The organism is Streptomyces sp. NPDC002520 (assembly GCF_053595235.1).
Genome location: NZ_JBSFXG010000016.1, coordinates 51,002 through 76,283, shown reverse-complemented (window position 1 = coordinate 76,283; position 25,282 = coordinate 51,002). Strand labels below are relative to the sequence as shown.

Annotated in this window: 14 protein-coding genes and 1 pseudogene; 3 read left to right on the top strand and 12 right to left on the bottom strand. The window is 70.2% G+C overall.

All coding sequences use genetic code 11. The features are described from left to right. Position 1 precedes the first annotated feature (1 nt). The 8 genes and pseudogenes from ACWD5D_RS22830 to ACWD5D_RS22795 all read right to left on the bottom strand — a co-directional run bounded on the left by ACWD5D_RS22830 (position 2) and on the right by ACWD5D_RS22795 (position 13,167). Positions 2 to 1,993: an alginate lyase family protein gene (locus tag ACWD5D_RS22830; RefSeq protein WP_451374573.1), complete on the bottom strand. Its 1,992-nt coding sequence runs from the start codon at positions 1,991 to 1,993 to the stop codon at positions 2 to 4. Next, entirely contained in the window at positions 1,990 to 4,161 is a 2,172-nt protein-coding gene (locus ACWD5D_RS22825) for a bi-domain-containing oxidoreductase (RefSeq protein WP_451374572.1), read from the bottom strand. The genes ACWD5D_RS22830 and ACWD5D_RS22825 overlap by 4 nt, the downstream gene beginning before the upstream one ends. Before the next feature lie 28 nt (positions 4,162 to 4,189). Then, the gene (asnB, locus tag ACWD5D_RS22820; RefSeq protein ID WP_451374571.1) at positions 4,190 to 6,124 is read right to left on the bottom strand and encodes an asparagine synthase (glutamine-hydrolyzing); all 1,935 of its coding nucleotides are present in this window, start codon (positions 6,122 to 6,124) and stop codon (positions 4,190 to 4,192) included. A gap of 3 nt (positions 6,125 to 6,127) precedes the next feature. After that, positions 6,128 to 7,645, bottom strand: a complete 1,518-nt coding sequence (locus tag ACWD5D_RS22815) for a Wzz/FepE/Etk N-terminal domain-containing protein (RefSeq protein ID WP_451374570.1) — start codon at positions 7,643 to 7,645, stop codon at positions 6,128 to 6,130. Next, positions 7,642 to 9,039, bottom strand: coding sequence for a Wzz/FepE/Etk N-terminal domain-containing protein (locus ACWD5D_RS22810; protein ID WP_451374569.1), 1,398 nt, complete (start codon positions 9,037 to 9,039; stop codon positions 7,642 to 7,644). Before ACWD5D_RS22810 ends, ACWD5D_RS22815 begins: the two co-directional genes overlap by 4 nt. Beyond that, positions 9,036 to 10,300: pseudogene (locus tag ACWD5D_RS22805) on the bottom strand (glycosyltransferase family 4 protein). The gene ACWD5D_RS22810 and the pseudogene ACWD5D_RS22805 overlap by 4 nt, the downstream one beginning before the upstream one ends. Next, the gene (locus tag ACWD5D_RS22800) at positions 10,290 to 11,615 is read right to left on the bottom strand and encodes a nucleotide sugar dehydrogenase (RefSeq protein ID WP_451374568.1); all 1,326 of its coding nucleotides are present in this window, start codon (positions 11,613 to 11,615) and stop codon (positions 10,290 to 10,292) included. The pseudogene ACWD5D_RS22805 and the gene ACWD5D_RS22800 overlap by 11 nt, the downstream one beginning before the upstream one ends. Positions 11,616 to 11,688: 73 nt before the next feature. Continuing rightward, on the bottom strand, positions 11,689 to 13,167 hold the full coding sequence (locus tag ACWD5D_RS22795; protein ID WP_451374567.1) for a sugar transferase: 1,479 nt from the start codon (positions 13,165 to 13,167) through the stop codon (positions 11,689 to 11,691). 1,387 nt (positions 13,168 to 14,554) lie between these two features. Here ACWD5D_RS22795 and ACWD5D_RS22790 point away from each other — a divergent pair. After that, positions 14,555 to 15,523, top strand: coding sequence for an alpha/beta hydrolase (locus ACWD5D_RS22790; protein WP_451374566.1), 969 nt, complete (start codon positions 14,555 to 14,557; stop codon positions 15,521 to 15,523). A 54-nt stretch (positions 15,524 to 15,577) separates the two neighbouring features. On the opposite strand, the gene ACWD5D_RS22785 is transcribed toward ACWD5D_RS22790, so the two are convergent. Next, positions 15,578 to 16,468 carry an SGNH/GDSL hydrolase family protein gene (locus ACWD5D_RS22785; protein WP_451374565.1) on the bottom strand — a complete coding sequence of 297 codons (891 nt, stop codon included), beginning with the start codon at positions 16,466 to 16,468 and terminating at the stop codon, positions 15,578 to 15,580. Between the two features lie 405 nt (positions 16,469 to 16,873). Continuing rightward, entirely contained in the window at positions 16,874 to 17,599 is a 726-nt protein-coding gene (locus ACWD5D_RS22780) for a class I SAM-dependent methyltransferase (RefSeq protein ID WP_451374564.1), read from the bottom strand. A gap of 462 nt (positions 17,600 to 18,061) precedes the next feature. On the opposite strand from ACWD5D_RS22780, the gene ACWD5D_RS22775 reads away from it, so the two are divergent. Then, positions 18,062 to 18,175, top strand: coding sequence for an agmatine deiminase family protein (locus ACWD5D_RS22775; protein WP_451374563.1), 114 nt, complete (start codon positions 18,062 to 18,064; stop codon positions 18,173 to 18,175). 70 nt (positions 18,176 to 18,245) lie between these two features. Here the strand turns inward: ACWD5D_RS22775 and ACWD5D_RS22770 are convergent, their stop codons facing one another. Both ACWD5D_RS22770 and ACWD5D_RS22765 read right to left on the bottom strand, forming a co-directional pair. Beyond that, on the bottom strand, positions 18,246 to 18,836 hold the full coding sequence (locus ACWD5D_RS22770; protein ID WP_451374562.1) for a response regulator: 591 nt from the start codon (positions 18,834 to 18,836) through the stop codon (positions 18,246 to 18,248). After that, complete coding sequence (locus ACWD5D_RS22765; protein WP_451374670.1) at positions 18,833 to 23,056, bottom strand: HAMP domain-containing protein; 4,224 nt, start codon at positions 23,054 to 23,056, stop codon at positions 18,833 to 18,835. The genes ACWD5D_RS22770 and ACWD5D_RS22765 overlap by 4 nt, the downstream gene beginning before the upstream one ends. Before the next feature lie 291 nt (positions 23,057 to 23,347). Here ACWD5D_RS22765 and ACWD5D_RS22760 point away from each other — a divergent pair, with 291 nt between their 5' ends. Continuing rightward, entirely contained in the window at positions 23,348 to 25,201 is a 1,854-nt protein-coding gene (locus ACWD5D_RS22760; protein ID WP_451374669.1) for a SpoIIE family protein phosphatase, read from the top strand. The last annotated feature ends 81 nt before the right edge of the window (positions 25,202 to 25,282 follow it).

The window sequence follows — 25,282 nt, the reverse complement described above, 5'->3', positions numbered from 1 at the left end:
CCTAGCCGCGGAACCTGAGTGCGGTGATGAACCCCTGCGTGCCATCGGCGAAGCCGGTGCCGACCAGCGTGGTGGCGGGTTCCTTGCGTCCGAAACCGGCGGAGTACCAGCCCAGCGGCGGGTCGCACTCGCCGCGATGCGCCCGCCAGGACAGCTGCCCGGGCAGCTCGAGTACGGCGGAGCGGTCCTCGCCGTCCCGGGTCCAGGTGAGCACTGCCCGGTTCCCCACCAGGTCCGCGACGATCGCCGGGCCGAGGTGGAACGCCAGGTGCACCTCGGCCCGGTGGGGGCCGCGCACCTCGTCGACCACCCTCAGCTCCTGGCTCTCGGCCGTCAGCTCCACCCGGCGGCGGTGCACGGAGCGCTCGTAGCCGTCGTGCTCGGCGCACCAGCGGGCCGTCCCCCCGTCAAAGGCGCCGGATGTGTCCGCGACCAGGACGCGGCTGCGGGCATGCCGGGTCCACAGGAACGGGCCGCCGGAGACGGACTGGTCGGCGCCGTCCAACTGAAGGGTGTTGTGGCCCAGGGTCGAACGGAAGTACTGCCGCCACTCGGGCTGCCCGTGGTAGCAGAACGTCCCCGGGTCGGCGAGCACGTCGACCCCGTCGTGCCGGACCTCCACGGACAGCGCGTCCGCGTGGGCGTGCGCGGCGATGGACAGGAAGCCGTGCGGGCCGCCGTCGCAGCGGCACCAGATCTCCCCGGGACTCGTTGCCGGACCACGCAGGATGGTCATGCCCGCGTCGGCGAAATGGGCCGGCCGGCTTGCCGGGCGGGACACTGCCGGTGCGGTTCCATCTTTCGAGCAGGGCTGGATGAGCGCGGCCAGCAGCGGGGTGCGCACATCGGTGCCGGTCACCGCCGGCCACCAGGCGAGCCGGCCGAACACGGCGTCCCCGGTGGCCAGTAGCGAGGCCCAGCGGTCGGTGCCCGCGCCGTCCACGACCAGGCCGTGCCCGTCGTCCGCGTCCCCCTGACGCGGCGGCCGCAGCCGGCTGTCCACGACGGCCGCGAGCGCGTCGGTCATCCGCAGCAGCACCAGCCGGACCGACGCGGGGACCGGCACGCCTGCGGCATCCGCCTCGGCCACCGCGGCCAGGCCGAGCTCCAGCACCAGTCCGTGGTACTCGGTGGCCAGCTCGCGGTTGAGGCCGGAGTGGAAGGTGTTGCTGCGCAGATGCCGCTCCAGCGACCGCAGCGCGCCGGCTCGCAGGCGCGCCGAGGAGGGGAACCACCCGAACGCGCAGGCCGCGGCGAACTGTCCGGCGGCCTCGGCGACGACGTGGTTGTTCGCCGAAGATCCCCGGCTGGGGAAGGCGGCCAGCCAGCGCTGGTGGTGCCAGATCTGGTTCAGCGCCACCGGGTTGCCCTCGAACAGAGCGCCCGCGCCCGGCCAGCCGTCGAGCAGCCGGCGGATCCACACCCAGGACAGCAGCCGGATGCCCAGCTCGATGCCGCTGATCCAGTGCACGCCGCGCAGCGGCGGGTTGGCCTCCCACCACGACCGCAGGTGCTCGGCCACTCGCTCGGCGTACCGCTCGTTCCCGGTGATCGCGTAGGCGGCGGCGAGCACGGTGAGGTACTGATGCCGGGACGGCTCCCAGATCTGCTTGATGTCCCCGACCGCGTCCTCGTTCCGGTACGGCACGTCGAAGGCGTAGCCCTGCGGAGCCCGGCGCCCGGTCTTCGGGTCGTGCCACCAGTCCGGGTCGGCGAGGTCGTCGCGGACCACCCCGAAGTACTCGGCGTGCCCGTCCATCAGCCGGTCCGCCTCGGCGACGAGACGTTTCGCGGCGTCCGGGGGTATCGCGGCGATCGTCCCGGCGGGCAGTACCGCGGTGAACCGGGTGCCGGTCACGCTCGGGCAGTCCGGCAGCGCCGACCGCCACCGCCGCCTGCGCACGGCGTCGCCCACCCGGCCGCCGACCTCCCGCGGTCCCATCCGGGAAAGGCGCCGCAGGTACCAGCCCGGATTCCCCGAGCTCACAGTCATCGCGCCCTCGCCAACGTCACCGGCGCACCGCCGGCCAGAGAGGCCTGCACGCCGAGGGTGGCCGACGTGGTGGCGACCAGCGACTCCAGCGGCACCGGCATCGAACCGCCGGTCCGCACGGCCTTGACGAACGCGGCCAGTTCGGCGGACTGGCCCTTGTCGCGGGCCTTGGGCAGCCGTGAACTGACCCACCGCTTGCGGCCGTGGACCGAGGCACGGACGAAGTCGTCGAGCCGCAGCACCTTGCCGTCCGCGACCAGGTCCAGCGTCTCCTTGGGGAAGCCGGGCGCGCCGGTGGTGACGTAGCTGATGGTGGCGGTGGACCCGTCCGGGTAGCGCAGCACGACCTGCAGGTCCTCGTTGCCGGACGTGGCGACCGCGTACACCGACACCGGATCGGCCGCGAGCAGCCAGCTCGCCGTGTCGACGAAGTGCCCGCCCTCGCCGGCGAACCGCGAGCCCTCGGTGCCCTGTTGGAGGTACCAGCTGCCGTGCTGCAGCCGGCCCGCGTTGACCAGGTAGCGCAGGCTCGCCGGACCGGTCCGGGCGCCGAACCGCTTCCGGGCCTCCTGCAGCAGCGGCGCGAACCGGCGGTTGAAGCCCACCTGCAGCCGGTCGTTGCCGGACTCCTCCACCGCCGCGAGCACGCCGGCCAGTTCGTCCTCGGTGAGGGCCAGCGGCTTCTCCACGAACACCGTCTTGCCGGCCAGCAGCGCCCTGCGGGTCAGTTCGGCGTGCGAGCTGTGCCGGGTGACCACGAACACCGCGTCGATGGACTTGTCACCGAGCACGGCGTCGAGATCGGTGGTCGCCTCGGCGAAGCCGAACTTCCGCTGCGCGTTGGCCGCGGACAGCGCCGTCGTGGTGACGACTGTCGACAGCTCGACGCCGTCGCGCTGTGCCAGGTGTGGCAGCAGCATCGACGTCGCGTAGTTTCCGGCGCCGACGAACGCCAGCCGCACCGGCGTCTTGACGGCACGGGCCGGACTCCGCTTCACGTTCACCGTGGGCACGGCCACCGCCGGGGCCTCCGCTTCCCCCGCGCGTTCGGGGTACCGGAACAGCACGGCCACGGCCTTCAGGTCGCCGTCCTTCAGGCCCCGGTACGTCTCGACCGCGTCGTCGAAGTCGGCGATGTGGGAGACCAGGGGCTCCACGTCGACGCTGCCGCGGGCGACGAGATCGAGGAAGCACGCCAGGTTGCGGCGCTCGGTCCAGCGCACGTAGCCGATCGGGTAGTCCCGCCCCTCGAGCTCGTACTCCGGGTCGTAGCGCCCGGGGCCGTAACTGCGGGAGAAGCGGACGTCGAGCTCCTTCTCGTAGTACGCGTTCCACGGCAGGTCCAGGCGGCACTTGCCGATGTCGACGACCCGGCCGCGGTCCCGGCAGAGGCGGGCGGCCAGCTCGACGGGCTGGTTGCTGCCGCCGCCGGCGGCCAGGTACACCTGGTCGACGCCGTGCCCGCCGGTGAGTTCGGCGACGGCGGTCTCCACGGCAGCGGACGCGGGATCGCCGCAGGCCGCCGCGCCCAGGCGCTCGGCGAGCTCGCAGCGCGCCGGGTCGGGGTCGGCCCCGACGACGCGGGCCCCCGAGGCGACAAGGAGCTGCACCACCAGCTGGCCGATCAGTCCGAGGCCGATGACCAGCGCCACCTCGCCGAGCTGCGGCTCCCCTTGGCGGACGCCCTGCATCGCGATCGACCCGACGGTGCCGAAGGCCGCGTGCCGCGGCGCGAGGCCGTCCGGCACCGGGGCGTAGAGGTTCTTCGGCACCCAGTTCAGCTCGGCGTGCAGCGCGTGCTCGTTGCCGGCGCAGGCCACGAGATCGCCGACCTTCACGTCGTCGATCCCGGTGCCGACCTGCTCGACCACCCCGCACAGCGAGTAGCCCAGCGGTGTGTAGGAGTCCAGCTTGCCCATCACCTTGCGGTAGGTGGCGGGCACCCCGTTGGTGGCCACGCTCTGCATGACCTTGGCCACCTGGTCCGGCCGGGAGCGGGCCTTGCCCACCATGGACATGCCGGCCTCGGAGACCTTCATGAGCTCGGTCCCGGTGGATATCAGCGAGTAGGCGGTGCGTACCAGCACACCGCCCGGCTTGCACCCCGGCACCGGCACGTCGAGCAGCGCCAGCTCGCCGCTCTTGTAGTTCTGCACAACCTGTTTCACCGAAGTCCCCTTGTTTCTACGCCGTCTTCTACGCCGCCGGGCGAGCGCTCCGGCCGGCCCCGGAGGTCGCGTCGCGATACCAGTACTCGAGGGTCAGCACATGCCACAGATGCTTGGAGAAGTCCCGCTGCCCGGCGGCGTCCTCGGCGACCATGCGCGCCAGCGCGTCGCGGCGCAGCAGCCCGGAACGGACGAGCTCGCCGTCGTTCACCACCTCGCGCACCAGCGGTGCCAGATCCCGGCTCATCCAGGCGCGCAGCGGGGCGCTGAACAGACCCTTGGGCCGGTACACGATCTCCCGGGGCAGGACCGAGGCGGCCGCCTCCTTGAGGACGGCCTTGCCCTGCCGTCCGACGATCTTGCGATCACCGGGCACGGCGAACGCCGCCTTGACCACCTCGACGTCCACGTACGGCACCCGCACCTCGGTCGACGCGGCCATGCTCGACCGGTCCGTGTAGGTGAGGTTCAGGCCCGGCAGGAACATCCGGGCGTCGCCCAGGCACATGCGGTTGACGAAGTCGTCGAGGTCGTTGTCCCGGTAGACGTCCGCATGCTCGGTCAGCACTTCCTCGACCGCCGGGGCCAGATCCGGATCGACCAGGGCGAGCAGCTCGTCCTGGTCGTACATGGTGTAGCTGCGCCGGAACGCGGTCTCCTCCGGCAGCTCGGCGAAGGAGAGGAACCGCTTCGCGAAGCGCACCGACCGGTACCCCCGGCGGCTCGTTGCGACCGGCAGCCGGTCCACGGCCGCGGACAGGCCGCGCCGCAGGGGCCGCGGGACGCGCTGGTAGCGAAGCGCGAGCAGGTTGGCCAGGTGCTTGCGGTAACCGGCGAACAATTCGTCGGCACCCATCCCCGAGAGCATCACCTTGACCCCGGCCTCCCGGGCGGCCGAGCAGATCAGGAACGTGTTGATCGCTGCGGGATCGCCGATCGGCTCGTCCAGGTGGTACGTCATCTGCGGCAGCAGGTCGAGCACGTTCGGAGCGATCTCGATCTCATGCAGGTCGACGCCGAACCGCTCGGCCACCTGCCGGGCATAGCGCAGGTCGTCCGGCATCGCCTCGAACCTGGCGTCCTCGGCGCGGAACCCGATCGTGTAAGCGGAGATCCCGGGTCGGTCGCGGGCCGCCAGCGCGGTCAGATAGCTGGAGTCGAGACCGCCGGAGAGGAAGGTCGCCACGGGTACGTCGGAGAGCAGATGGCGCCGGGTCGACTCCTCGACGACGGCGGCGACATCCGGCTGCTCGCCGTCCCGGGCCCGCTCCCGGGCCTCGACGGCGACGTCCCGAAGGTGCCAGTACCGGCCGCGCTCCACCCGGCCGTCGGGCCGGCACCGCAGCCAGCTTCCCGGCGGCAGCTTCTCGGCCTCACGGAACGCGCACCGTGAGTCCGGCACCCAGTAGTACAGCAGCGAGGCCACCAGCGCCGCATGGTCCACCTCCAGCGACCCGCCGGTCGCGGCGGCGAGCGCCTTGAGCTCGGAGGCGAACACCAGCCCCTCGCCGCGCCGGAGCAGGAACAGCGGCTTGATGCCCAACTGGTCGCGGGCGAGGACCAGTTCACCGGTTCGCTCGTCGAAGATCCCGAACGCGAACATGCCGCGCAGCCGGGGCAGGCAGTCCGTGCCCCAGCGCCGCCAGGCCTCCAGCAGCACCTCGGTGTCGGAGGTACCACGGAAGCGCACCCCGGCGGCCGCCAGCTCGGCGCGCAGTTCGGGCGCGTTGTACAGCTCGCCGTTGTACGTCAGGACGAGGCCGCCCGAGACCATCGGCTGGGCGCCGGTCTCGGACAGGTCGATGATGGCCAGCCTGCGGTGCCCGAGGTGCACTTCGCCGTCGCCGGCGGGGTGGCTGTACCGGCCGGCCCCGTCCGGACCGCGGTGGGCGAGGGTATCGGTGAGCCGGTCGGTCACGGCCTTCCCGTCCGGCCATCGGTAAGTGCCTGCGATGCCACACATGTCCTACCGCGCCTCCTGGTCGCTGTCCGGAACCCGCGCCGACCACATCGGCAGCCGCTCCGCCCGCCGCCGGCCCGTCCCGGTCTGCCGGGCCAGCCGCTCGTTCTGGCCGCGCAGGGCGGTGTGCAGCCCGTCCCACAGCGTGCCGTCGGTCCGGTCCCGCGGATCGGGGTCGATCAGCACCACACCGATCACCGGAATGCGCTGGTCCGCGAGCTGCCGCGCCACGGTGTGCAGCCAAGCGGCGCTGCCGTGCCCGGCACGCACGACGAGCACGGTCTGAGTGCCGAGGTACTGCAGGTCGGTCCACGCCGTGCCGGGCGCCACCGAGCCGACGCCGAGCCGGCGCTCCTGATGCGACACGGCCGAGGCTCGCTCGCCGCTGACCACGGTCGGGTCTCCTGGCTTCGGGCGGCGTCCCCCGAGCCGCAGGCCGGGCAGGCCATCGATGACGACCACCGGCCCATCCGCCGCCAGTGCCCCGGCGAGGTCCAGGACGATCACGCTCGTGCTGCGCGCGCAGCCCAGTTCCAGCAGCGACACCGGTTCCGCGGAGCCGCGCACGGTGCGGGCCAGGGAGGCGGTGAGCCGTTCGCGTGCCGCCCGGATCCGTCGGCGCTGCCACAGCCTGCCCGACCGGCGGGGCAGCTCCGCGATGACCGAGGCGCCGAGGTTCGCCGCGATGTCCCGGCGGAGCACGGGGCGGTCCGCCACCACCGTGCTGACCGCGGCCACCGCGAGCCCGAGGACGAGCCCGAGGACGAGCCCGATCGCGGCGTCGGTGGCAGCGGTCCTGGGCAGGGAGTGCCGTACCGCGCGCGGGGCGTCCACGATCTGTGTGCCGGCGATGAGTTGGGGCGTCCCGATGCGCGCCTCCGCGGCGCGCTCGTCGAAATCGGCGATCCGTGACGTGAGTTCGGCCCGGCGGGAGAAGAGCGACTCCAGCTCCGACGCTTTCGGCCCGCTCTGCGCCGATCCGCCTCCGATCGCCTTGTTGACCTGGTCGAGTTCGTTCCGCAGCCGGTCACGCTGGTCGAGCAGGGCCTTGGCCTGGGCGTTCGCGGCTTGCTGTATCCGCCTCACATGGTCCGCGACGAACGCGTCGGCCAGCGCCTTGGCGCGGGCCACCGCTTCCGCGTCGCTGTCACCTGTCACCGTGATCTGCAGCAGGTTGTTGGTCAGGCCGACACCCCCGTAGTCCCGCATGAAGTCCTCTGGTTTTTCCGGGGACTTGAGGGAGTGCAGAGCGTTGTCGGCGATCCGCGTGGTCTGCAGCAGCGCGGCGTCGGTACGGATCAGCGTTCCGGGGTCGTCCGGCTGGTCCTCCTGATGCGCGACCAGCACCTTGGTCACCGCGGTCGGCGGTGGCGGCAGCAGAACCGCGACCGCAGCGCCGAAGAGCAGCCCCAGCAGCGCCATGGAGCACCAGAGGCGGCGCCGCCTGCGCACCGCCACCACCAGCGCCTGGAGGTCCAGCAGCGGAGCGGCGGCCGACGACTCCGAAGTCGTACTCGTCGTCACCCTGAAGTTCCCTTCGCGTCGTGGCCAACCGCGACCACCGGCATGGCGACATCCCGGGGACGGCCGGCAGACCGCGCCGGACGGGCCCGGACCGGTCCGGCGAGGACGATGCCGACGACCTCGTGCCTGGCGTCCGCACACGCCTCGGCGATGCCGGCGAGCTCCCCTGCGGTCCAGCTGCCCGCGCTGAGCACGACCAGGGCACCGAACTCGTTGTCACGGTCCGGCACCAGCGGCTGGGACACCGAAACCCCCACCACCCGCAGCATGAGGTCGCCCCTGCTCGAAGAGCCGGGGGAAGGATCGCTCTCGGCCTCGGCGACGAGCTGCCTGGCGGCCCGGCGGGCGATCTCGTCGCCGTCCGGGACGACGACCAGCAGTCGCCGGGGGGACGGCAGTTGGTCCCTCAGGCGGGCGCACACCCGTCGGTAGCGGATCTGCCTGCCGGCCTCGTCGACGGACGTCCTCGGGGTCGGTGTGTCCCACCGGATGTCGACGCCCAGCACCCGGCGGATCCGGGCCCGTGGGCCACGCCCTTCCGGCCGGTGTGTGTGCCGTTCACCGGGTACGTGGACGGTGCCCAGCAGCGCCGAGCCCAGCGCCGCGGCGATCTCCGGTTCGGTGCGCAGCCGGCGACTCATCCGTGCGGCGGTGAGATGGCCGATGACCGCGAGCAGGAAGAACAGCAGCGCCCCGGCGATGACGAGCTGATTCCTCGTCGGTGGTGCCTCGCCGGTCGGCCGGGCCGCCGCCCCCATGACGACCATGTTGGCCTTGCGGGCGGCCGGGTCGGCCTGGTCCAGCTTGGTGATGGCCTCCTGGAGCGAGGTGCGCAGCTTCTCGAGCTCGGTGCGGGACTGCACGCTCTCCACGGTCTGCCCCGGATCGGCCGCATCGGTCAGCTCGGTGATGCGGCGGCTGGTCTGCGCCACCGTCTTCCGCAGTGTCTCGAGCTGCGTCGCAGCCTCGGGGTCGGTGTTGTTGTCCACGACCTGCGCGGCGAACGTGACGAACTGCCGGGCCACCTGGTCGGAGAGTTGCTGTGCGCGCTCCGGGGTGTCGGCCGTGCCCGAGATCTTGATGATGTTCCCGTCGGCGGCCTTGGCGCTCACCCGGTCCCGCAGCTCGCCGCCGCTGACCCCGGGCCAGCGGAGCGCGGCGGCCGCGCGGTCGACCACCACCGAACTGGTCGCGATCTCCTGCTGAGTCAGCAGCTCGCGCTCCTCCCACGCCCCCGGCAGCAGTACCGATGCCGACGTCGTATAACGCGGCGGGAACAGCAAAGAGGTGCCGTATCCGACGAGCGCGCCCACCACGGTGAGGACGGCGAGAAGCCGCCAGCGCCGGCGGAGTATCCGCCCGATCGTGGACAGGCGGATCGTGTCATCGCTCAACGGTCCGGCCCCGTCCCCGTCCGGACCGGGTCGCCCGCCGCCCCGGAGTGTGGTCGCGGCAGGCCGCGGCGTAGGCGGCGAGCAGCGACGCCTGCGAGTTCTGCCAGGAAAGCTGGCCGCCGATCCGCTCCTGGCCGATCTTGCCCATCCGGGCCCGCTTCTCCGGATCGTCCAGCAACAGCGCGATGAGTCCGGCGAATTCGGTCTCGTCGTTGGCGGGCGCGTAGACGGCGGCGTCACCGGCGGAGACGCGCGCCTCCCGGAGGTCGAAGGAGACGATGGGCCGGCCCATCGCCATGTACTCCAGGACCTTGTTCATGGTCGACACGTCGTTGAGCGGATTGCGCGGGTCGGGGGAAAGGCACACGTCCGCGGTGGACAGGTAGCGCACCAGGTCGGCGTCCGGGATGCGCCCGGTGAACTGCACCTGCTCCAGGAGCCCGAGCCGCCGGGACAGTTCCACCATCGCGTCGAAGGCGTCGCCTGCGCCGACGAACACCGCGTGCCAGTCGGTCCGCCCGAGCTCGTCGCGCAGCTTCGCGAGGGCCCGCAAGGCGTAGTCGACGCCGTCCTGAGGGCCCATGACGCCGAGGTAGCACAGCAGGTGAGGCTTGCCGCGCTTCAACTCCTGCTCGGGCGGCACCGGTTGGAACCGGTCGACGGCGGGCGCGCTGCGCACCACGAAGACGTCCTCCGGCCGCTTGCCGCCACGGCGCAGCGCGACGTCCCGGTAGCTCTCGTTCGTCGCGAGCACGATGTCCGCGGTTCGGTAGGTCCGCCGTTCCAGCGCGCACACGGCGCGGTAGAGCAGGTCCTCGCCGCGGTCGAACCGGGAGAGGTACAGCTCGGGTACGAGGTCGTGCTGGTCGAAGACGAACCGCGCGCCGCGTCGCTTCAGCCACAGTGCCGGCAGGAACAGCAGGTCGGGCGGGTTGCAGGCGTGGACCACGTCGACCGGGCCGACCGTGCGGGCCAGCCGGACCGTGTGCCACAACGCCGATCCGTACTCCCGCAGATAGCCGGCCGGTCCGCCGGTGGCCGCGCGCAACGGGTAGCGGTGGATCCGCACCCCGTCGATCTCCGCCTCCAGCTCCGTGTCCCGCTTCTCCCCCCGGGGACAGATGACGTGCACCTCCCAGCCCGCGTCGCGCAGCGTCGTGCACTCCTGCCACACCCGCCGGTCGAACGGCACCGACAGGTTCTCCACAAGGATCAGTGCGCGCCGGTCCGGCCGGTCGCCACTGGTTGCATCACCAAGCAAGGCCCATGTACCCCGGTTCGGTCCGGCGCTCGTCGGCGTCGGGAAGGCGGATGAGGTCGACGATCACCGGTCCGTCGCCATGGGGCAGCGCCGAGAGCACGGCGGGCTCTCTGGTCCCGACCAGGCACACCTCGGCGTGGTCGAGCACCTCGTCGACGGACTCCGCGAGCAGCTGCGTGAGGTGCGGCAGCCGTGTCTCGATGTACTCGCGGTTCGCGCCGATCAGCCGGGAGAGGGTCACGTTGGCGTCGTAGATCCGCAGGTCGTAACCCTTGCCGAAGAGCCGCTCCGCCAGCTCGACCAGCGGGCTCTCGCGCAGGTCGTCGGTGCCGGGTTTGAAGGACAGCCCGAACAGGCCCACCCGGCGTTTGCCGGTGCGTTCGACCAGGTCCACCGCGCGCTGCAGATGTGCGGCGTTGGAGGTCAGCACGTGGGCGAGAATGGGCACGGAGACGTCGGCCCGCTGCGCCGCGTGGACCAGGCTGCGCAGGTCCTTGGGCAGGCAGGAGCCACCGAAGGCGAAGCCGGGTCGCAGGTAGGCGGGGCTGATGTTCAGCTTTCGGTCGGCCAGGAACACGTCGATCACCTGGTGCGAGTCCACCCCGAGCGCCTGGCAGACCGCGCCCAGCTCGTTCGCGAAGCCGATCTTGAGGCCGTGGAACGCGTTGTCCGCGTACTTGATCGCCTCGGCCGTCGGGACCGGCACCCGGAACACCTCGCCGGGCAGGCCGTCGTACAGCGCCGCCACCACGTCGCCGCTCGACGCGTCGAGCTCGCCGATGACGGTCTTGGGCGGGTCGAAGAAGTCCCGCACGCTCGTGCCCTCGCGCAGGAACTCCGGGTTCACCGCGACCCCGAAGTCCACCCCGGTCGTGCCGCCGACGTGCTTCTCCAGGATCGGCAGCAGCAGGTTCAGACAGGTGCCCGGGAGCATGGTGCTGCGGAACACGACGGTGTGCCGGCCCCCCTGCTCGGCCTTCTCGGCCAGTGCGGCGCCGATCTGCTCGGTGACCCGCTCCAGGTACGTGGTGCACAGGCTGCCGTTGGGTTCCGACGGCGTGCCCACGCAGACCAGCGACACCTCGCTGCCCATGATCGCCTCGCGGACGTCCCCGGTGGCGCGCAACGCTCCTCTCCGCACGACCTCGGCGGTGAGCTCGCCGATCCGCTCCTCGACCACCGGGGCCAAGCCGCCGTTGACCAGATCGACCTTCGCCTGGTTCACGTCCACCCCGATGACCTCATGGCCCATGCTGGCCAGGCACGCGGCCGACACGCAGCCCACGTAGCCGAGACCGAAGACGCTCACTCTCATGACTCGTCCCTCCCCCCAGGCAGGCCCCTGCGGCCTGCGATCCGTACACCGGCCTGACGACGCCCCCCGCGCATCAGTAGGCCCCCTGTCCGTGGAGCACCGCACGCAGCGTCTTCCACAAGATCACTGTGTCGAGGGCGAGCGACCAGTCCTCCACGTACCGCAGGTCCAGTCGGACGGCCTCCTCCCACGGCAGGTCGCTGCGTCCACTGATCTGCCACAGGCCGGTGAGCCCCGGCTTGACCAACAGCCGCCGCCGGATGTCCGGGCCGTACGCGGCGGACTCCTCCGGTAGCGGAGGCCGTGGACCGACGAGCGACATCGATCCGCTGAGCACGTTGAAGAGCTGCGGGAGCTCGTCGACCGAGTACCGGCGCAGCACCGTTCCCACCCGGGTCACCCGCGGATCCCGGCGGAGCTTGAACAGCAGGCCGGCGCCCTCGTTGCGGTCGGCCAGCGCGGCACGTGCCCGGTCGGCCCCGGCGACCATGGTGCGGAACTTGAGAATGGTGAACTCGCGGCCGTCCTTGCCGACCCTGCGCTGGCGGTAGAACGCCCCGCCCCGACTGTCCACCAGCACGAGCAGCCCGACGAGCACCATCAGCGGCGCGAACAGCAACAACAGGATCGCCGCGCCCATCCGGTCGACGACCTCTTTGACCGCCCGGCGCCCGCCGGTGAAGGTCGGCATGCTGACCCGCAGCAGCGGGATCCCGAGCACCGCGTCGACGTGCAGCCGCGGGCCGGCCACCTCCATCAGCACAGGGGCCACGACCATCTCGGCATCGCTGCCTTCGAGGTTCCAGGCCAGCCGCTGCAGCCGGTCCGACGACCAGTGCGGGTCCGGTGTGACCGCGAGGACACGGTAGCCGTCGCGGCGGATGTGGCCCGCGACGTCCGCCAGTCGGCCGACGACCGGCACACCGTCCAGTTGGTCACCGACGAGCCCGAGGCCGTCCGTCGTGCACACCGCGTCCACCCGCCAGCCGAGGTGCGGGAACTTGCGGGTTCGGGTGATCAGGTCGCGCACGGTGGCCGCGCTCCCCGCAGCGAGCACCGATCTCAGGCACCGTCCCTCCTTCCGCTGTTTGTGCAGCCAGAGGCGGAGCAGATACCGCGCGGTCATGGTGATGAGCGCGATCGCCGGGATCGCGACGAAGATCCAGAGCTTGATGTTGCGCGAGGTGAGGGCGATCCCGCCGAGCGCCAGTACGACAGTCGCCGTGAACAGCGCGCGTCCGAGCCGGCGGAATTCCTCGGCGCCCTGGCCGAGCACGGCCGGCGCCCACGACCGGCTCACCGCAAGCGATCCCAGCACCAGCAGCTCCGTGCCGAAGGCCAGAATCCCCCACTTCTCGTGCCAGTTGGCCGCGTCCCGGGCCCCGAAGAAGTTGCCGATCGCCGCCACCACCAAGGCGGTGGCCACGGTGTCGCTGGTGATCACGGTACGTCGGTACCGCTGCTCCCAGTCGTTCACCGGACGGCTGATCGCCCCGATTCCCAGACGCTCGCGCGCCGAAGGAATAGGGCGGACTAGTCCCCCCTGCTGCACAGAAACCCCCCGGTTCCCAGTGGTACATGGTCGCCTGATGCTGTTCGCCCGGGGAGGCCCCCGCCCCCCGCGCAGCACTGTTCCTCCCCACGGGAGGCCCCCGCCCCCCGCGCATCACATCTCGGCTGTCTCAGCGCTACTTGAGCAATCCATCTGGACGGCAGCGGACCCCCACGCCCTGCCGAACACTCGAGTTACGCGGGATCCCGTCGAAACCCTGGGTGTGCTCCCCGCACACCCAAGCCCCTCTCGGGCCCCGAAAACTGGTCACCCCCAGGTCCGGCACCGGAAACGCTGCCGTTGACTGCCGATGGCACCGGACCTATAGATCATCATTTGTCGCCCCGTGTCCCAGCATGTGAAGCACGGTCAATCTAGACCATCGAGGCCCGCCTGAAGAGGGGGATGTGTGGAATTTGTGCTCATCATTTGAAGCTGGTTCCATGGGGCGACGACTGTCCACAGGCGCCTTGATGACGAAGACATCCCTGTGACCTGCGACGACAGGAGTTCTCCGGGCCACCGGCACCGACCCCGAGGAGTCCCGGCGCTGTCAGCCGGGCCGCACTCAGGGCGTGCCCGACGACCTCGACCGGGTCGTCGCCGCCGACACCACGGTCGCGCGCGCACCGGCACGCCGGCCTCAGCCGTGACCCGCCGGTGGTCTCGCCGCGGGAGCCGCGCATGCGGGCAACGACAGAGGCGGGGCCTTCATCGACCGGGCTCATCGCGGGTTTCGATTCACCCACCAGTGCCGTATCGGCTGACAAGGCGCCCAATGCCGTGTTGCGGCCGTCGAGCGCCCACCGACGGAACCGAGAGTTTCCAGCACGGGAACAGCGGCCTGCCGACTCCAATCGGGCAAGACTTTCCCGTAGATGGCCGGCTCCACTGATCCAGCCACGATGATGACGGGGGCAACTGCTGCGACGGTCGTAGCAAACGGCTCGGGCATCTGCATGACTTCACCATCTCAGATGATCGGCGAGTGTCACAGAAGGAGATCCGTGTCGCCGCCTGGCGCGCCGACTCCCTTGGCCGCCAAGGCAGTTGGCTGCCGAGTACCCCTCATCGACGCGCGCGAAACAGTATTGCCCGCCAGCCGCACAACCCGATTCAACATGGCTGCCTCACGGCCGTTGCCCACCACCAGGGCGCTTTCCGCTGGAGCCCTGTCCCATTGAAGCCGGCGGACTCTCACTGGGGGCGGGCGCTTTCTTGAAATGCAGCGGCGGAGAATGCGTGGCTATGCTGGTTCTAGCTTCATCGGGGGCTTGAACCAGGGCGCAGGCTGCGCCGGCCGCCCCACTGCTCGACGCACCGCGGCGCTCTTCAGGCTCGTGCGCCCGTCACCATGCGCTTCTCGGACTTCCCAGGGAGTATTCCCATGGCTGCTCAGACCGCCTCGATCGTTCTTGAGGCAGAGGCTCAGGAGCTCGCCGACGCTACCTCGCAGCATCCTTTCCTGTACGAGCTGGATCCGACCGCGGCGCGCAAGGTCCTCGACGACCTCCAGGCCGCGCCGGTCGACAAGCTGCCGGTCGACGAGGAATGGGTCACCGTACCGGCCGCGGTGGGCAATGTTCGGGTACGCATCGTCAAACCGCAGGGCGTCACCGGAACGCTGCCCGTCGTGTTGTACATGCATGGCGGTGGCTGGGTCCTCGGCAACGCCGGCACGCACGATCGCCTGGTGCGCGAGTTGGCGGTCGGCGCCCGTACGGCAGTGGCCTTCGTGGAGTACACGCCGTCACCCGAGGCCCACTACCCCGTGGCCATCGAGCAGGGCTACGCCACCGCGCAGTGGATCGTCCGCGAGGGAGCTTCCAAGGGACTGGATGCACAGCGCATGGCAGTGGCCGGGGAATCGGTCGGCGGAAACATGACCGCTGCACTCGCCCTCATGGCCAAGGAACGCGGTGACGTCAAGTTCGTACAGCAGTCGATGTACTACCCGGTCACGGACGCGGCCATGAACACCGGTTCCTACGACCAGTTCGCCACCGGCTACTACCTGAGCCGCAAGCTGATGGAGTGGTTCTGGGACGCCTACACGACCGACCCGAACCAGCGCGCGGAGATCACCGCGTCTCCCAACCGCGCTACCATCGAGCAGCTCTCCAACCTGCCGCCGGCCCTGCTGATCGTCGACGAGGCCGACGTGCTGCGCGACGAGGGGGAGGCGTACGCCGCCAAGCTCCGGGCAGCCGGCGTTCCGGTAACCACGGTGCGCTACGACGGCACGGTCCACGACTTCATGATGCTCAACTCACTGAGCCAGTCCAAAGCCGCCCGCGGAGCCATCGACCAGGCCACGGAGTTCCTGCGCAACGCCCTCGGAACCGGCCAGGCCTAAGGATCGTGACGTCCGGGTCGGCCGGTGCGGGCCGACCCGGACGTCCTCAGCCCGCTAGACCTTCGTGGCGAAGGCTCCGGACATCACGCGATAACCCTCGTCGGTCAGGTGACCGTCGGGGCCCTGGGGAGCCGGTGTGCACAGGAAGGTGTACTGGCAGATACGGAGCACGTTCAGGGGCACGTCACCGAGGTCCGGGACCGGCACCGGGGACGTGTCGAAGGTGTCGAACGCGGTCGCCACATCGGCGACCTGGATCTTCTGAGGTGCGAAGACATCGGACACCACATTGTTGAACTCCGCGGTGCCGGTCAGCGAGTCCTGGGCGAGCTGCTGCCCTTCGGGCCCGTTGAACCAGAAGGCGAGGTACGGGTCCTGGGCATTGGCGCCGACGATCCGCACGTTCGGACCGGCGGCGGCGCGCAGTCGCGCCGCGATCTTGGTGAGGTTGGTCCGGAGCGTGGACAGGGCCGCGACGCGACACGCCTCGTCGATGCCGGCCGCGGACGCGCAGCCGACGATGTCGTTGCCGCCGATGTTGATGGTCACCAGGCGGACGTTGCCGGAGTGCTCCTTCAAGAACTTCTCCGCCGCCGCCAGCTGGGACTTCCCCTGGTCGTACTGGCAGATACCACCGTTGATGAAGGTGGCCGAGGTCTCATAGGAGCATCCGAGCTTCACCAGTCTGAGGCCCGGATCGGTGCTGTTCACCAAGGTCTGGTGCAAGACGTCGGCGTACCCGTTCGACGTGGGACGGATCTCGCCGGTGGATGCGTCGGGCTGCACGCCGAGTGCGAGCGAGTCGCCCACGGAGAGGTAGTACGACGGACCGTAGCTGCTTGTCGCCGCAGCCGCGGTACCGGTGGAGACGGTTGCGCCTCCGATGAGCAGCGCCATGGCCGATGCGGCCGTGACCGTGACGCGTCCTATGAGTCGTTGCAGCACAGAGGACTCCGTTCTGAAGAGGGGGCCCGCAGCGCTTGCGGGCACGGTGTCGACCGCGGAAGCCGCGGTGGTCCTGTATTCGTATGGCACGGAGAAACGCCGGAACCGGTTCACGAAAGAGTGAACCGGGGATGCGCGACAGCCGCGCCTACCTTCAGCCTCATGTATTCGGCTGTGAAGTGGAACTGATGCCCTGACAGCAGAAGGGTGTCTCTCACCTGCGATGATCTGGACTGTCCAGATCAAGAAGATCGGTACCATCCAAGTCCGAGCGCCGATGGCGCCCTACCACCCCATGTCCTTGGCCGTCTTCCTGGGCCGCGGCGAGGTCAGCGGCGCGCGAAGCGCCGGAGCTCATGGCGCACGCCTGCGTGCTCACCTTTCGGTGGCGCGGGTCGGTGAACATCACGGACGGCGCGTCAGGAAGACGAACTCTCTTCCTGGGCGGTCGGGCGCATCGCGGACTTCCTCCACCACGTAACCGTGCTGGACCAGGTCCCTCTCGACTTCTTCCCGCTCCCGGAAGCGCAGCGTCGAGTCCGACGTCAGCACCTGTCCGTCGGCCGCGAACGCGTAGGTCCAGCGGAACGTCACCAGAGGCCAGGTCACCTCGATCAACTCGACCCAGCTCCCGACGGAGCCGACGCCTGGGATCTCCGTCACGCGGTAGGAGTTTTCGCGGGTCCACTCTTCCCAGGCGCGTCTGGCGGGGTCGCGGGTCTCGAAGACCAGATGTCCGCCAGGCCGCAGTGCTTCGTAGGCTCCCCGCAGGGTCTTCTGCCACGTCTGCGGGTCGGCGATGGCCTGGGCGACGTTCGCCGTCATCGTCGCGAGGTCGACCTGCATCGGCGGGAGGTCTGTCGCGTCACCGCGGATCCAGCGCACTCGCTCGCTGCCCTGTTTGGCCCGAGCGACGTCGATGGACGCCATCGCGGGATCGACGCCTACGACCTCGATCCCGCGGTCAGCCAGGAGAAGTGCGAACACTCCTGTGCCGCAGCCGATGTCCAGCACGCGGCGTGTCCCGAAGTCTTCCGCGATCCGGAGGTACGCAGAGAGATCGCTGCGATCGGGGTCGAGCGGATCGTAGATCGCGGCGAGCCGTGGATGAGCGAAGCAGTCGTCAGCCATGGGGCCGACCGTACGCAGAAGCGGGCCCGAGCAACCAGTGAGATTCGCTTGTGTGCGTTGCTCTGCCTTCTCTGGTGATCCGATCGCCGCGCAGTGCGCCGCCCGCCGGTCACCGCTCGGGCCGTCCGCCTACCCGGCCCCCGGTTCCCGCTCCCGCGCCGGCGTGCGCGGCAGGCGGATTCGCCTCAGTCGGGCAGTCCCCAGAAGGATCCGTGCAGGCCGACCTCGGCAAAGTAGGCAGTGGCGGAGGCTGGGGCCTGACGGGTGTAGCCCGGCTCCAGGCGCCCGGTGTACCAGTGAGGACCAGGCCCATCTCACCCGGTGGTTCACCCGCACCTACGGTGTCACCCCCGCCGCCTACCGCTCGGCGCTGCACAGCGAAAGCCGGCGGTAGCAGAGCGCGACTCGAAGGGGCTGGTCACACGGTCAACGCCGGCTGCCGCACGGCGCGGCTTCTCCCCAATGGAACACTTCCCCAGGCGGGACGTCGTCCAGTTGCAGATCGGCACCATCGCCTCCGGCGGCGGCGCAATCCACTGCTCCACCCACGACCAGTCCGGCAGGCCCGCCGCCTGACCGTGTCCGGGCAGCCCCTGTCCGAGCGCCGTGCCACCCGTTCACCCACGCACGAGCGGGGCTCGGCGAACTACCGGTAGCCGCCGGTACGGCCCGGTAGGAGCGTGCTCACCGCGCGTTCCACCTCCACGATGCGGTCGGCGAGACCGGCTGTCTCGGCTTCCGGCCGGTTGCGGAGCAGCAGCTCGATCTGGGCGAGCCGTTCGGTGATCTCCGCGAGCCGGTCCGTGTCCGAGGGCCGGCCGCACATCGCCAACTGGCGGTTCTTCCGGTAGAGATCGAGAAAGATGTTGATCTTGGTGCGCAGCACCCATGGGTCGATGGGCTTGGTGATGAAGTCGGCGGCGCCGATCGCGTAGCCCCGGTAGGCGTAGTCGGCGCCCGGCTCGGTGCCCGTCACCAGGATGACGGGCACGTCCTTGGTCTGGTCGAGGCGTTTGATGTTGGCGGTGGTCTCGAAGCCGTCCATGTCGGGCATGCGGACGTCGAGCAGGACGACCGCGAAGTCCTGCCGCAGCATCGCCTTCAGCGCTTCCTCCCCGGAACGTGCGCGGACCAGGTGCTGGTGGAGCGGGCCGAGTACGGCCTCGAACGCGATGAGGTTCTCCTCCATGTCGTCCACGATCAGGATGCTGCACCGGTCCGCCGGGGCTGTGCTCATCGCGCGTCCCCGGGTGGATCGTCGGTGCCGTCCCTCGCGCCGAACGGTTCGCCGGTGGCCTCGGGGTCCCGCGTCGGCCCCGGGGGGCCGTTCCGCGGGTCGAGCAGATCGCAGATGATCGACAGCAGGCGGTCTACGTTCACCGGCTTGGGCACGTAGTCGGAGGCGCCGCTGTCTATCGCCTTCTCGCGGTCTCCGGGCATCGCTTTGGCGGTGAGGGCGATGATCGGCAGGTGCGCGAGACGGGGGGTGCTCCGGATGATGCGGGTGGTCTCGTACCCGTCCATCTCCGGCATCATGATGTCCATCAGGACCAGGGACACGTCGGGGGACCGTTCGAGGACCTCAAGGCCCTCCCGGCCGTTCTCCGCGTACTTCACGGTGATGCCGACACGGCCCAGTACCTGCGTGAGGGCGAAGACGTTGCGGATGTCGTCGTCGATGATGAGGATGCGGCGGCCTGCCAGTACGCGGCCGGGGCGCCCGCTGAGCCATTCCTTGAGCCGAGTCGTCTCCGGCCAGGTGTCCTCTCGACCGGCTGCGGCCGCCGCCGGTCCCATGCCCATCAGGTCGTCCGGAGTCAGGCGGTCCGCATCCAGGATGTCGGCGCTCAGGCTCCCCGCGCTGTCGAACACGTGCACCGATGACGTGTCCTCCACGTGCACGGGCGATGTGTTCTCCACATGTACAGGCGATGTGTCCTCGACGGCGGCTGCCGGCGGCCGTTCCCCGGCGGGGGGAGCACCGGGTGGGACGCCGATGGAGTGCAGCCCCGCCAGGCCCTGCCCGGTGGTGGCGCCGGGGTAGTGCGCGGGAATGTAGAGGGTGAAGCGGGAACCCACCCCCAGCTCGCTCTCGGCGACGATCTTGCCACCGAGCATCCCGGCGATCTCCCGGCTGATGGACAGGCCGAGGCCCGTGCCGCCGTACTTGCGGTTGGTGGTTCCCTCGGACTGCTGGAACGCCTCGAAGATCAACGGAAGCTTCTCGGCGGCGATGCCGATCCCGGTGTCCTTGACGGAGAACGCGACGACGGCTTCGGCGTTCAGAAGCGTCTGCTCCTCGAACCGCTCCCCCGGCACCCGGTCCACGCGCAGCTCCACGCTGCCGGAGTGGGTGAACTTCAGGGCGTTGGACAGCAGGTTGCGCAGCACCTGCTGGAGGCGCTGCTCGTCGGAGTACAGCTCGGTCGGCATGTTCTCGCCGACGGCGATCTCGAAGCCCAGGCCGCGGTCGATGGTGAGCGGCCGGAACGTGGCGTCGACGTAGTCGAGCACCTTGACCAGCGGCAGCGTCTTCGGGCGTACGTCCATCCGGCCGGCCTCGATCTTCGACAGATCGAGGATGTCGCTGATCAGCTGGAGCAGGTCGGACCCCGAACGGTGGATGGTGGTCGCGAACTGCACCTCCTGGTCGGACAGGTGGCCGTCGGGGTTGTCGGCCAGCAGCCGGGCCAGGATCAGCAGCGAGTTGAGCGGGGTGCGCAGCTCGTGCGACATGTTCGCCAGGAACTCCGACTTGTACCGCGAGGCGGTCGCGAGCAGAGCGGCCTTCTCCTCCAGCTCGGCGTTGGAACGCTGCAGTTCGTCCGACCGCTCGCGCAGTTCGGAGGTGAGGCGCTGCGACTGCGACAGCAGGGACTCCGTCCGGGAGTTGGCGATGATCGTGTTGATCGAGACGCCGATCGTGTTGGCGAACTGGTCCATGAAGGCCAGGTGCACATCACTGAACCTGCTGAGCGAGGCCAGCTCGATCACGCCGAGCACCTGGTCCTCGAAGAGGATCGGCAGGATGACGATGCTGGCCGGGTACGCCATGCCGAGTCCGGAGCTGATGGTGATGTAGTCCGGTGGGACGTCGGTGATGAGGATCCGCTGCTTCTCCTGCGCGGCCTGGGCGATCAGGCCGCGGCCCGGGGTGCCGGTACCGGGGAGCGGGCTGCTCCCGTCGTCCTGGTCGGTGCCGTACCCGGCGATGAACTGCAGGCCCTCGCCCTGCGGCGCGCCGGCCTCGGCCAGGAAGAACGCGCCGAACTGCGCGTTCACCAGCGGCGTCAGCTCGCGCAGGATCAGGTCGGCGACCTCCACGAGGTCGCGGTGGCCCTGCATGAGGGCGGCCATGCGGGTGAGGTTGGACTCCAGCCAGTCCTTGGCGCGGGTGGTCTCGCGGAGGTTGGAGACCATGAGGTTGATGTTGTTCTTCAGTTCGGCGACCTCGCCCTGCGCCTCGACCGTGATGGCCCGGGACATGTCGCCCTGGGTGACCGCGCTGGCCACCTCCGCGATCGCCCGGACCTGGGTGGTGAGGTTCAGGGCGAGCTCGTTGACGTTGGTGGTCAGCCGCTTCCACGTCCCGTAGACGCCCTCGACGCGGGCCTGGCCGCCCAGCTGCCCTTCGCTGCCGACCTCGCGGGCGACGCGGGTGACCTCGGACGAGAACGAGGAGAGGGTGTCGACCATCGTGTTGATGGTCGTCTTCAGCTCCAGGATCTCGCCGCGCGCGTCCACGTCGATCTTCTTCGACAGGTCGCCCTGGGCGACGGCGGTGGCGACCTGGGCGATGTTGCGGACCTGCGAGGTCAGGTTGTCCCCCATGAAGTTGACGTTGTCGGTCAGGTCCTTCCACACCCCGGAGACACCACGCACCTGCGCCCGGCCACCGAGCCTGCCCTCGGTGCCGACCTCACGCGCGACACGGGTGACCTCGTCCGCGAACGCCCGCAGCTGGTCGACCATCGTGTTCACGGTCTCCTTCAGCTCCAGGATCTCGCCGCGCGCATCGACCGTGATCTTCTTGGACAGGTCGCCGTTGGCGACGGACGTGGTCACCGTGGCGATGTTGCGGACCTGCGAGGTCAGGTTCAGCGCCATGAAGTTGACGTTGTCGGTCAGCTCTTTCCACACGCCCGAGACCCCGCGGACCTGCGCCTGTCCGCCCAGGTTGCCCTCGGTGCCGACCTCACGGGCGACGCGGGTGACCTCGTCCGCGAACGCCGACAGCTGGTCGACCATCGTGTTGATCGTCGACTTCAGCTCCAGGATCTCCCCCTTCGCCTCCACGGTGATCGTCTTGCCGAGATCCCCCTGGGCGACGGCGGTGGCGACAAGCGCGATGTTGCGGACCTGCGAGGTCAGGTTGTCCGCCATGAAGTTGACGTTGTCGGTCAGGTCCTTCCACACCCCGGAGACGCCGCGCACCTGCGCCCGGCCACCGAGCCTGCCCTCGGTGCCGACCTCACGGGCGACGCGGGTGACCTCGTCCGCGAACGCCGACAGCTGGTCGACCATCGTGTTCACGGTGCTCTTCAGCTGCAGGATCTCGCCCCGCGCGTCCACCGTGATCTTCTGGCTCAGGTCGCCGTTGGCGACCGCGGTGGTCACCTGGGCGATGTTGCGGACCTGCGAGGTCAGGTTGGACGCCATGAAGTTGACGTTGTCGGTGAGGTCCTTCCACACGCCCGAGACGCCCGGTACCTGTGCCCGCCCGCCCAGCTGTCCCTCCGTGCCGACCTCGCGGGACACGCGCGTCACCTCGTCCGCGAACGCGCGCAACTGGTCGACCATCGTGTTCACGGTGAGCTTCAGCTCCAGCAGTTCGCCGTTCGCCTCGACCGTGACCTGGCGGGTCAGATCGCCGCGCGCCACCGACGTGGTCACCACCGCGATGTCGCGCACCTGCGCGGTCAGCCTCGCGGCCATCGTGTTGACGGCCTCGGTCACGTCGCGCCAGTCGCCGACCAGCCCCTGCCCCGTGGCCTGCCCGCCCAGGCGGCCCTCGGTACCGACCTCCCGGGCGACGCGGGTCAGCTCGCTGGTGAACAGCGACAGCTGCTCCACCATGCGGTTCACCCCGTTTCCCAGGCACCGCAGATCGCCGCGGAGTTGACGCTTGCCGTCGCGCAACTCGACGCGCTGCGTGAGATCACCGTCCGCGACGGCGTCCAGGACGCGCGTGGCGTTCACGACCGGGACGACCAATGCCTCGAGCAGCGTGTTGGCCGCTTCCACGTTCGTGGTCCACGCTCCCTGCCCGGGACTGGCCGCGAGCCGCTCGTCGAGCCGCCCCAGGCGCACCACTTCCCGGCGCACCCGTTCGAGCTCCGAGGCCAGATGCGCGTTCCGCGTGATGATCTGGTTGAGCACCCCCGCCATCTCGGCGAGGACCCCGGTCGGCTGCCCCTCTGTGCGTACGGTGAAGTCGCCGTCGCAGAACGAATTCATGGCCGCGAGCAGCGGACGCAGTTCGGCCACGCGTATCCACTCGCCGTCCGACGCGGGACCGGGTCGGACGACAGGTGCGGGGCCGGTTTCGACGGGCCCCCGCTCTTTGAGCTCCGGCTCGGCAGAAGCGAGGTCCGGCTGGGTGGCAGGCTTCATGACAACCCATTCCCGGCAAGCAAAAGATCCGATTAGCTGGTTTTTAGGCTACATTCATCGTGTATGAGCCGACAGCGGACCGGCAGGGAGTGGCCAGTGGCGTCTTCCCTCGACCTGGGCGAATCCGTGTCGCGGATGCGGGTGCCCGCCGACGAACTCGCGGCCTCGGTGGCGCGCAGGTTTCTGCGCGCCGCGCTCGTCGAGCGTGCCGGCCTGCAGTTTCCCGGGGTGCCGGCGATCAGCGAGAGCGTCCTCGACGACGCCGTGCTCCTCGTCAGCGAGCTGGTCACCGGTGTCGCCGCGCAGGCCGCGTTCGAGGTCGAGGTGATCTGCCGCCTCGACGCCGGTCGCGGCTCGTCGGCGGAGGCCGAGCAGCGCGGGACCTCCGGACGGTCGGGGGTCCTCGTCGAAGTGGTGGACCCCAGCTCACCCGGCACCGCGCATGGCGGAAAAGGCACGCAAAGCGACATTCGCGGCTACAGCCGGCAGCTGATGCGCGCACTGGCCCAGTCGTGGGGGGTGACCTACCGGCACGCCGGGAAGGCCGTCTGGTTCCGTCTGGAGTGCGCGGTTGAGATCCCGCCCGAGACCGGCCGGCAGGACATCACCGAAGCCGAAGCCGTCCCCCGTGAGCTGCCTGTCCCCGGCCCCGTCACGGCCGCACCGCCGCACGACAACCGGGGCCGCAGCGTCGAGTGGGCCGAGCGCGAAGCGCAGTCGTTCCTCGCCGAGGCCGGCGAGCTCCTCGCCGGACAGCTGGACGAGAACATGGTCGCGGCGCTCGCCGGACAGCTCCTGGTCCCCAGGCTCGCCGACTGGTGCGGCGTTTGGCTGACCACGGACAGCGCCGAGATGCGGCTCTCCCACGTCTGGCACATGGACGAGCAGCGCATCCGCCCACTCCGCCTGGCGCTGGAGAACGACCTTCCGTCCGCCCGCCTGGACACGGCCGGCGCCCCGTGGCCCTGGCCCGCCTGTCCAGGCGCCGAGAAGGGCGGCTCCGCGCTCGCGTTCCCGCTGGTCGCGGGCGGGCAGTGCCACGGCATGCTCCTGATCGGCCAGGCTGGAATCCCGCACCTGACCCACGCCGTCGTGCGGCTCGTGGAGGACGTGGCCCGGCGGGTGGCCCAGGCGGTGGTCACCGCCCGCCGCTACACCCGGCAGGCGAGCATCAGCCGCACACTCCAGCGCGGCCAGCTCCCCACGTCCCTCGCCACCATCCCGGGCGTCGACACGGCGATCGTCTACGAGCCCTGCGGTGAGGGCCAGACCGTCGGCGGTGACTTCTACGACCTGTTCCCGATGGGCGGCCACCGCTGGTGTTTCCTGCTCGGCGACGTGTGCGGGCACGATCTGGAGGCGATGTCCGCCACCGGCCTGGCCCGGCACCTCGTACGACTGCTCGCGCGTGAGGGCCACGGTGTCGAGTCCCTGCTCAACCGGCTGAACCTCGCGATGGCGGAAGAGGCCGCCGAGGCCATGGCCTTCAGCGGCGAGCAGGAGGGCTCCCGCTTCCTGAGCCTGCTGTACGGGGAGTTGGAGCCGGACGAGGTCGACGGCGGCGCCCGGTGCACGATCGCCAGCGCGGGCCATCCGCTTCCGTTGCGGCTGGCGGCGGACGGCTCGGTGACTCCGGCCGCGGAACCGCAGATGCTCCTCGGCATCGACAAACTGGAGGAGTTCCATGCCAGCACGTTCACCCTCGCGCCGGGTGAGACGCTGCTGTGCGTGACCGACGGCGTGACTGAACGCCGCAGTGGTACAAGGCAGTTGGACGACGACGACGGACTGACGAGAGTGCTGCGGGGATGCGTCGGACTCGGCGCGAAGGCCGTGGCCGAGCGGGTCCGGCAGGCCGCCCACGCCTTCAGTACCGAGCCGCTCCACGACGACCTGGCCGTGCTGGTCCTGGAGGCCGTGCCGGTGCCTGCGGGCGGGACGGACGAGAAGCTGATCCTTCGGGGTGGACACGCCGACGACGGATCGTGAAGCCCCTCCACCCGCGGCTGCTCGGGCCTCGGACGAACCACGTTCGGGCCGGCGGGAACAGGTGAGTTCACGAACCGCTTC

Coding starts and splice junctions, on each gene's coding strand:
- ACWD5D_RS22830 (WP_451374573.1), bottom strand. CDS start 1,993: ATGACTGTGAGCTCGGGGAATCCGGGCTGGTACCTGCGGCGCCTTTCC.
- asnB (WP_451374571.1), bottom strand. CDS start 6,124: ATGTGTGGCATCGCAGGCACTTACCGATGGCCGGACGGGAAGGCCGTG.
- ACWD5D_RS22800 (WP_451374568.1), bottom strand. CDS start 11,615: ATGAGAGTGAGCGTCTTCGGTCTCGGCTACGTGGGCTGCGTGTCGGCC.
- ACWD5D_RS22790 (WP_451374566.1), top strand. CDS start 14,555: ATGGCTGCTCAGACCGCCTCGATCGTTCTTGAGGCAGAGGCTCAGGAG.
- ACWD5D_RS22780 (WP_451374564.1), bottom strand. CDS start 17,599: ATGGCTGACGACTGCTTCGCTCATCCACGGCTCGCCGCGATCTACGAT.
- ACWD5D_RS22775 (WP_451374563.1), top strand. CDS start 18,062: ATGGAACACTTCCCCAGGCGGGACGTCGTCCAGTTGCAGATCGGCACC.
- ACWD5D_RS22770 (WP_451374562.1), bottom strand. CDS start 18,836: ATGAGCACAGCCCCGGCGGACCGGTGCAGCATCCTGATCGTGGACGAC.
- ACWD5D_RS22765 (WP_451374670.1), bottom strand. CDS start 23,056: ATGAATTCGTTCTGCGACGGCGACTTCACCGTACGCACAGAGGGGCAG.
- ACWD5D_RS22760 (WP_451374669.1), top strand. CDS start 23,348: ATGCGGGTGCCCGCCGACGAACTCGCGGCCTCGGTGGCGCGCAGGTTT.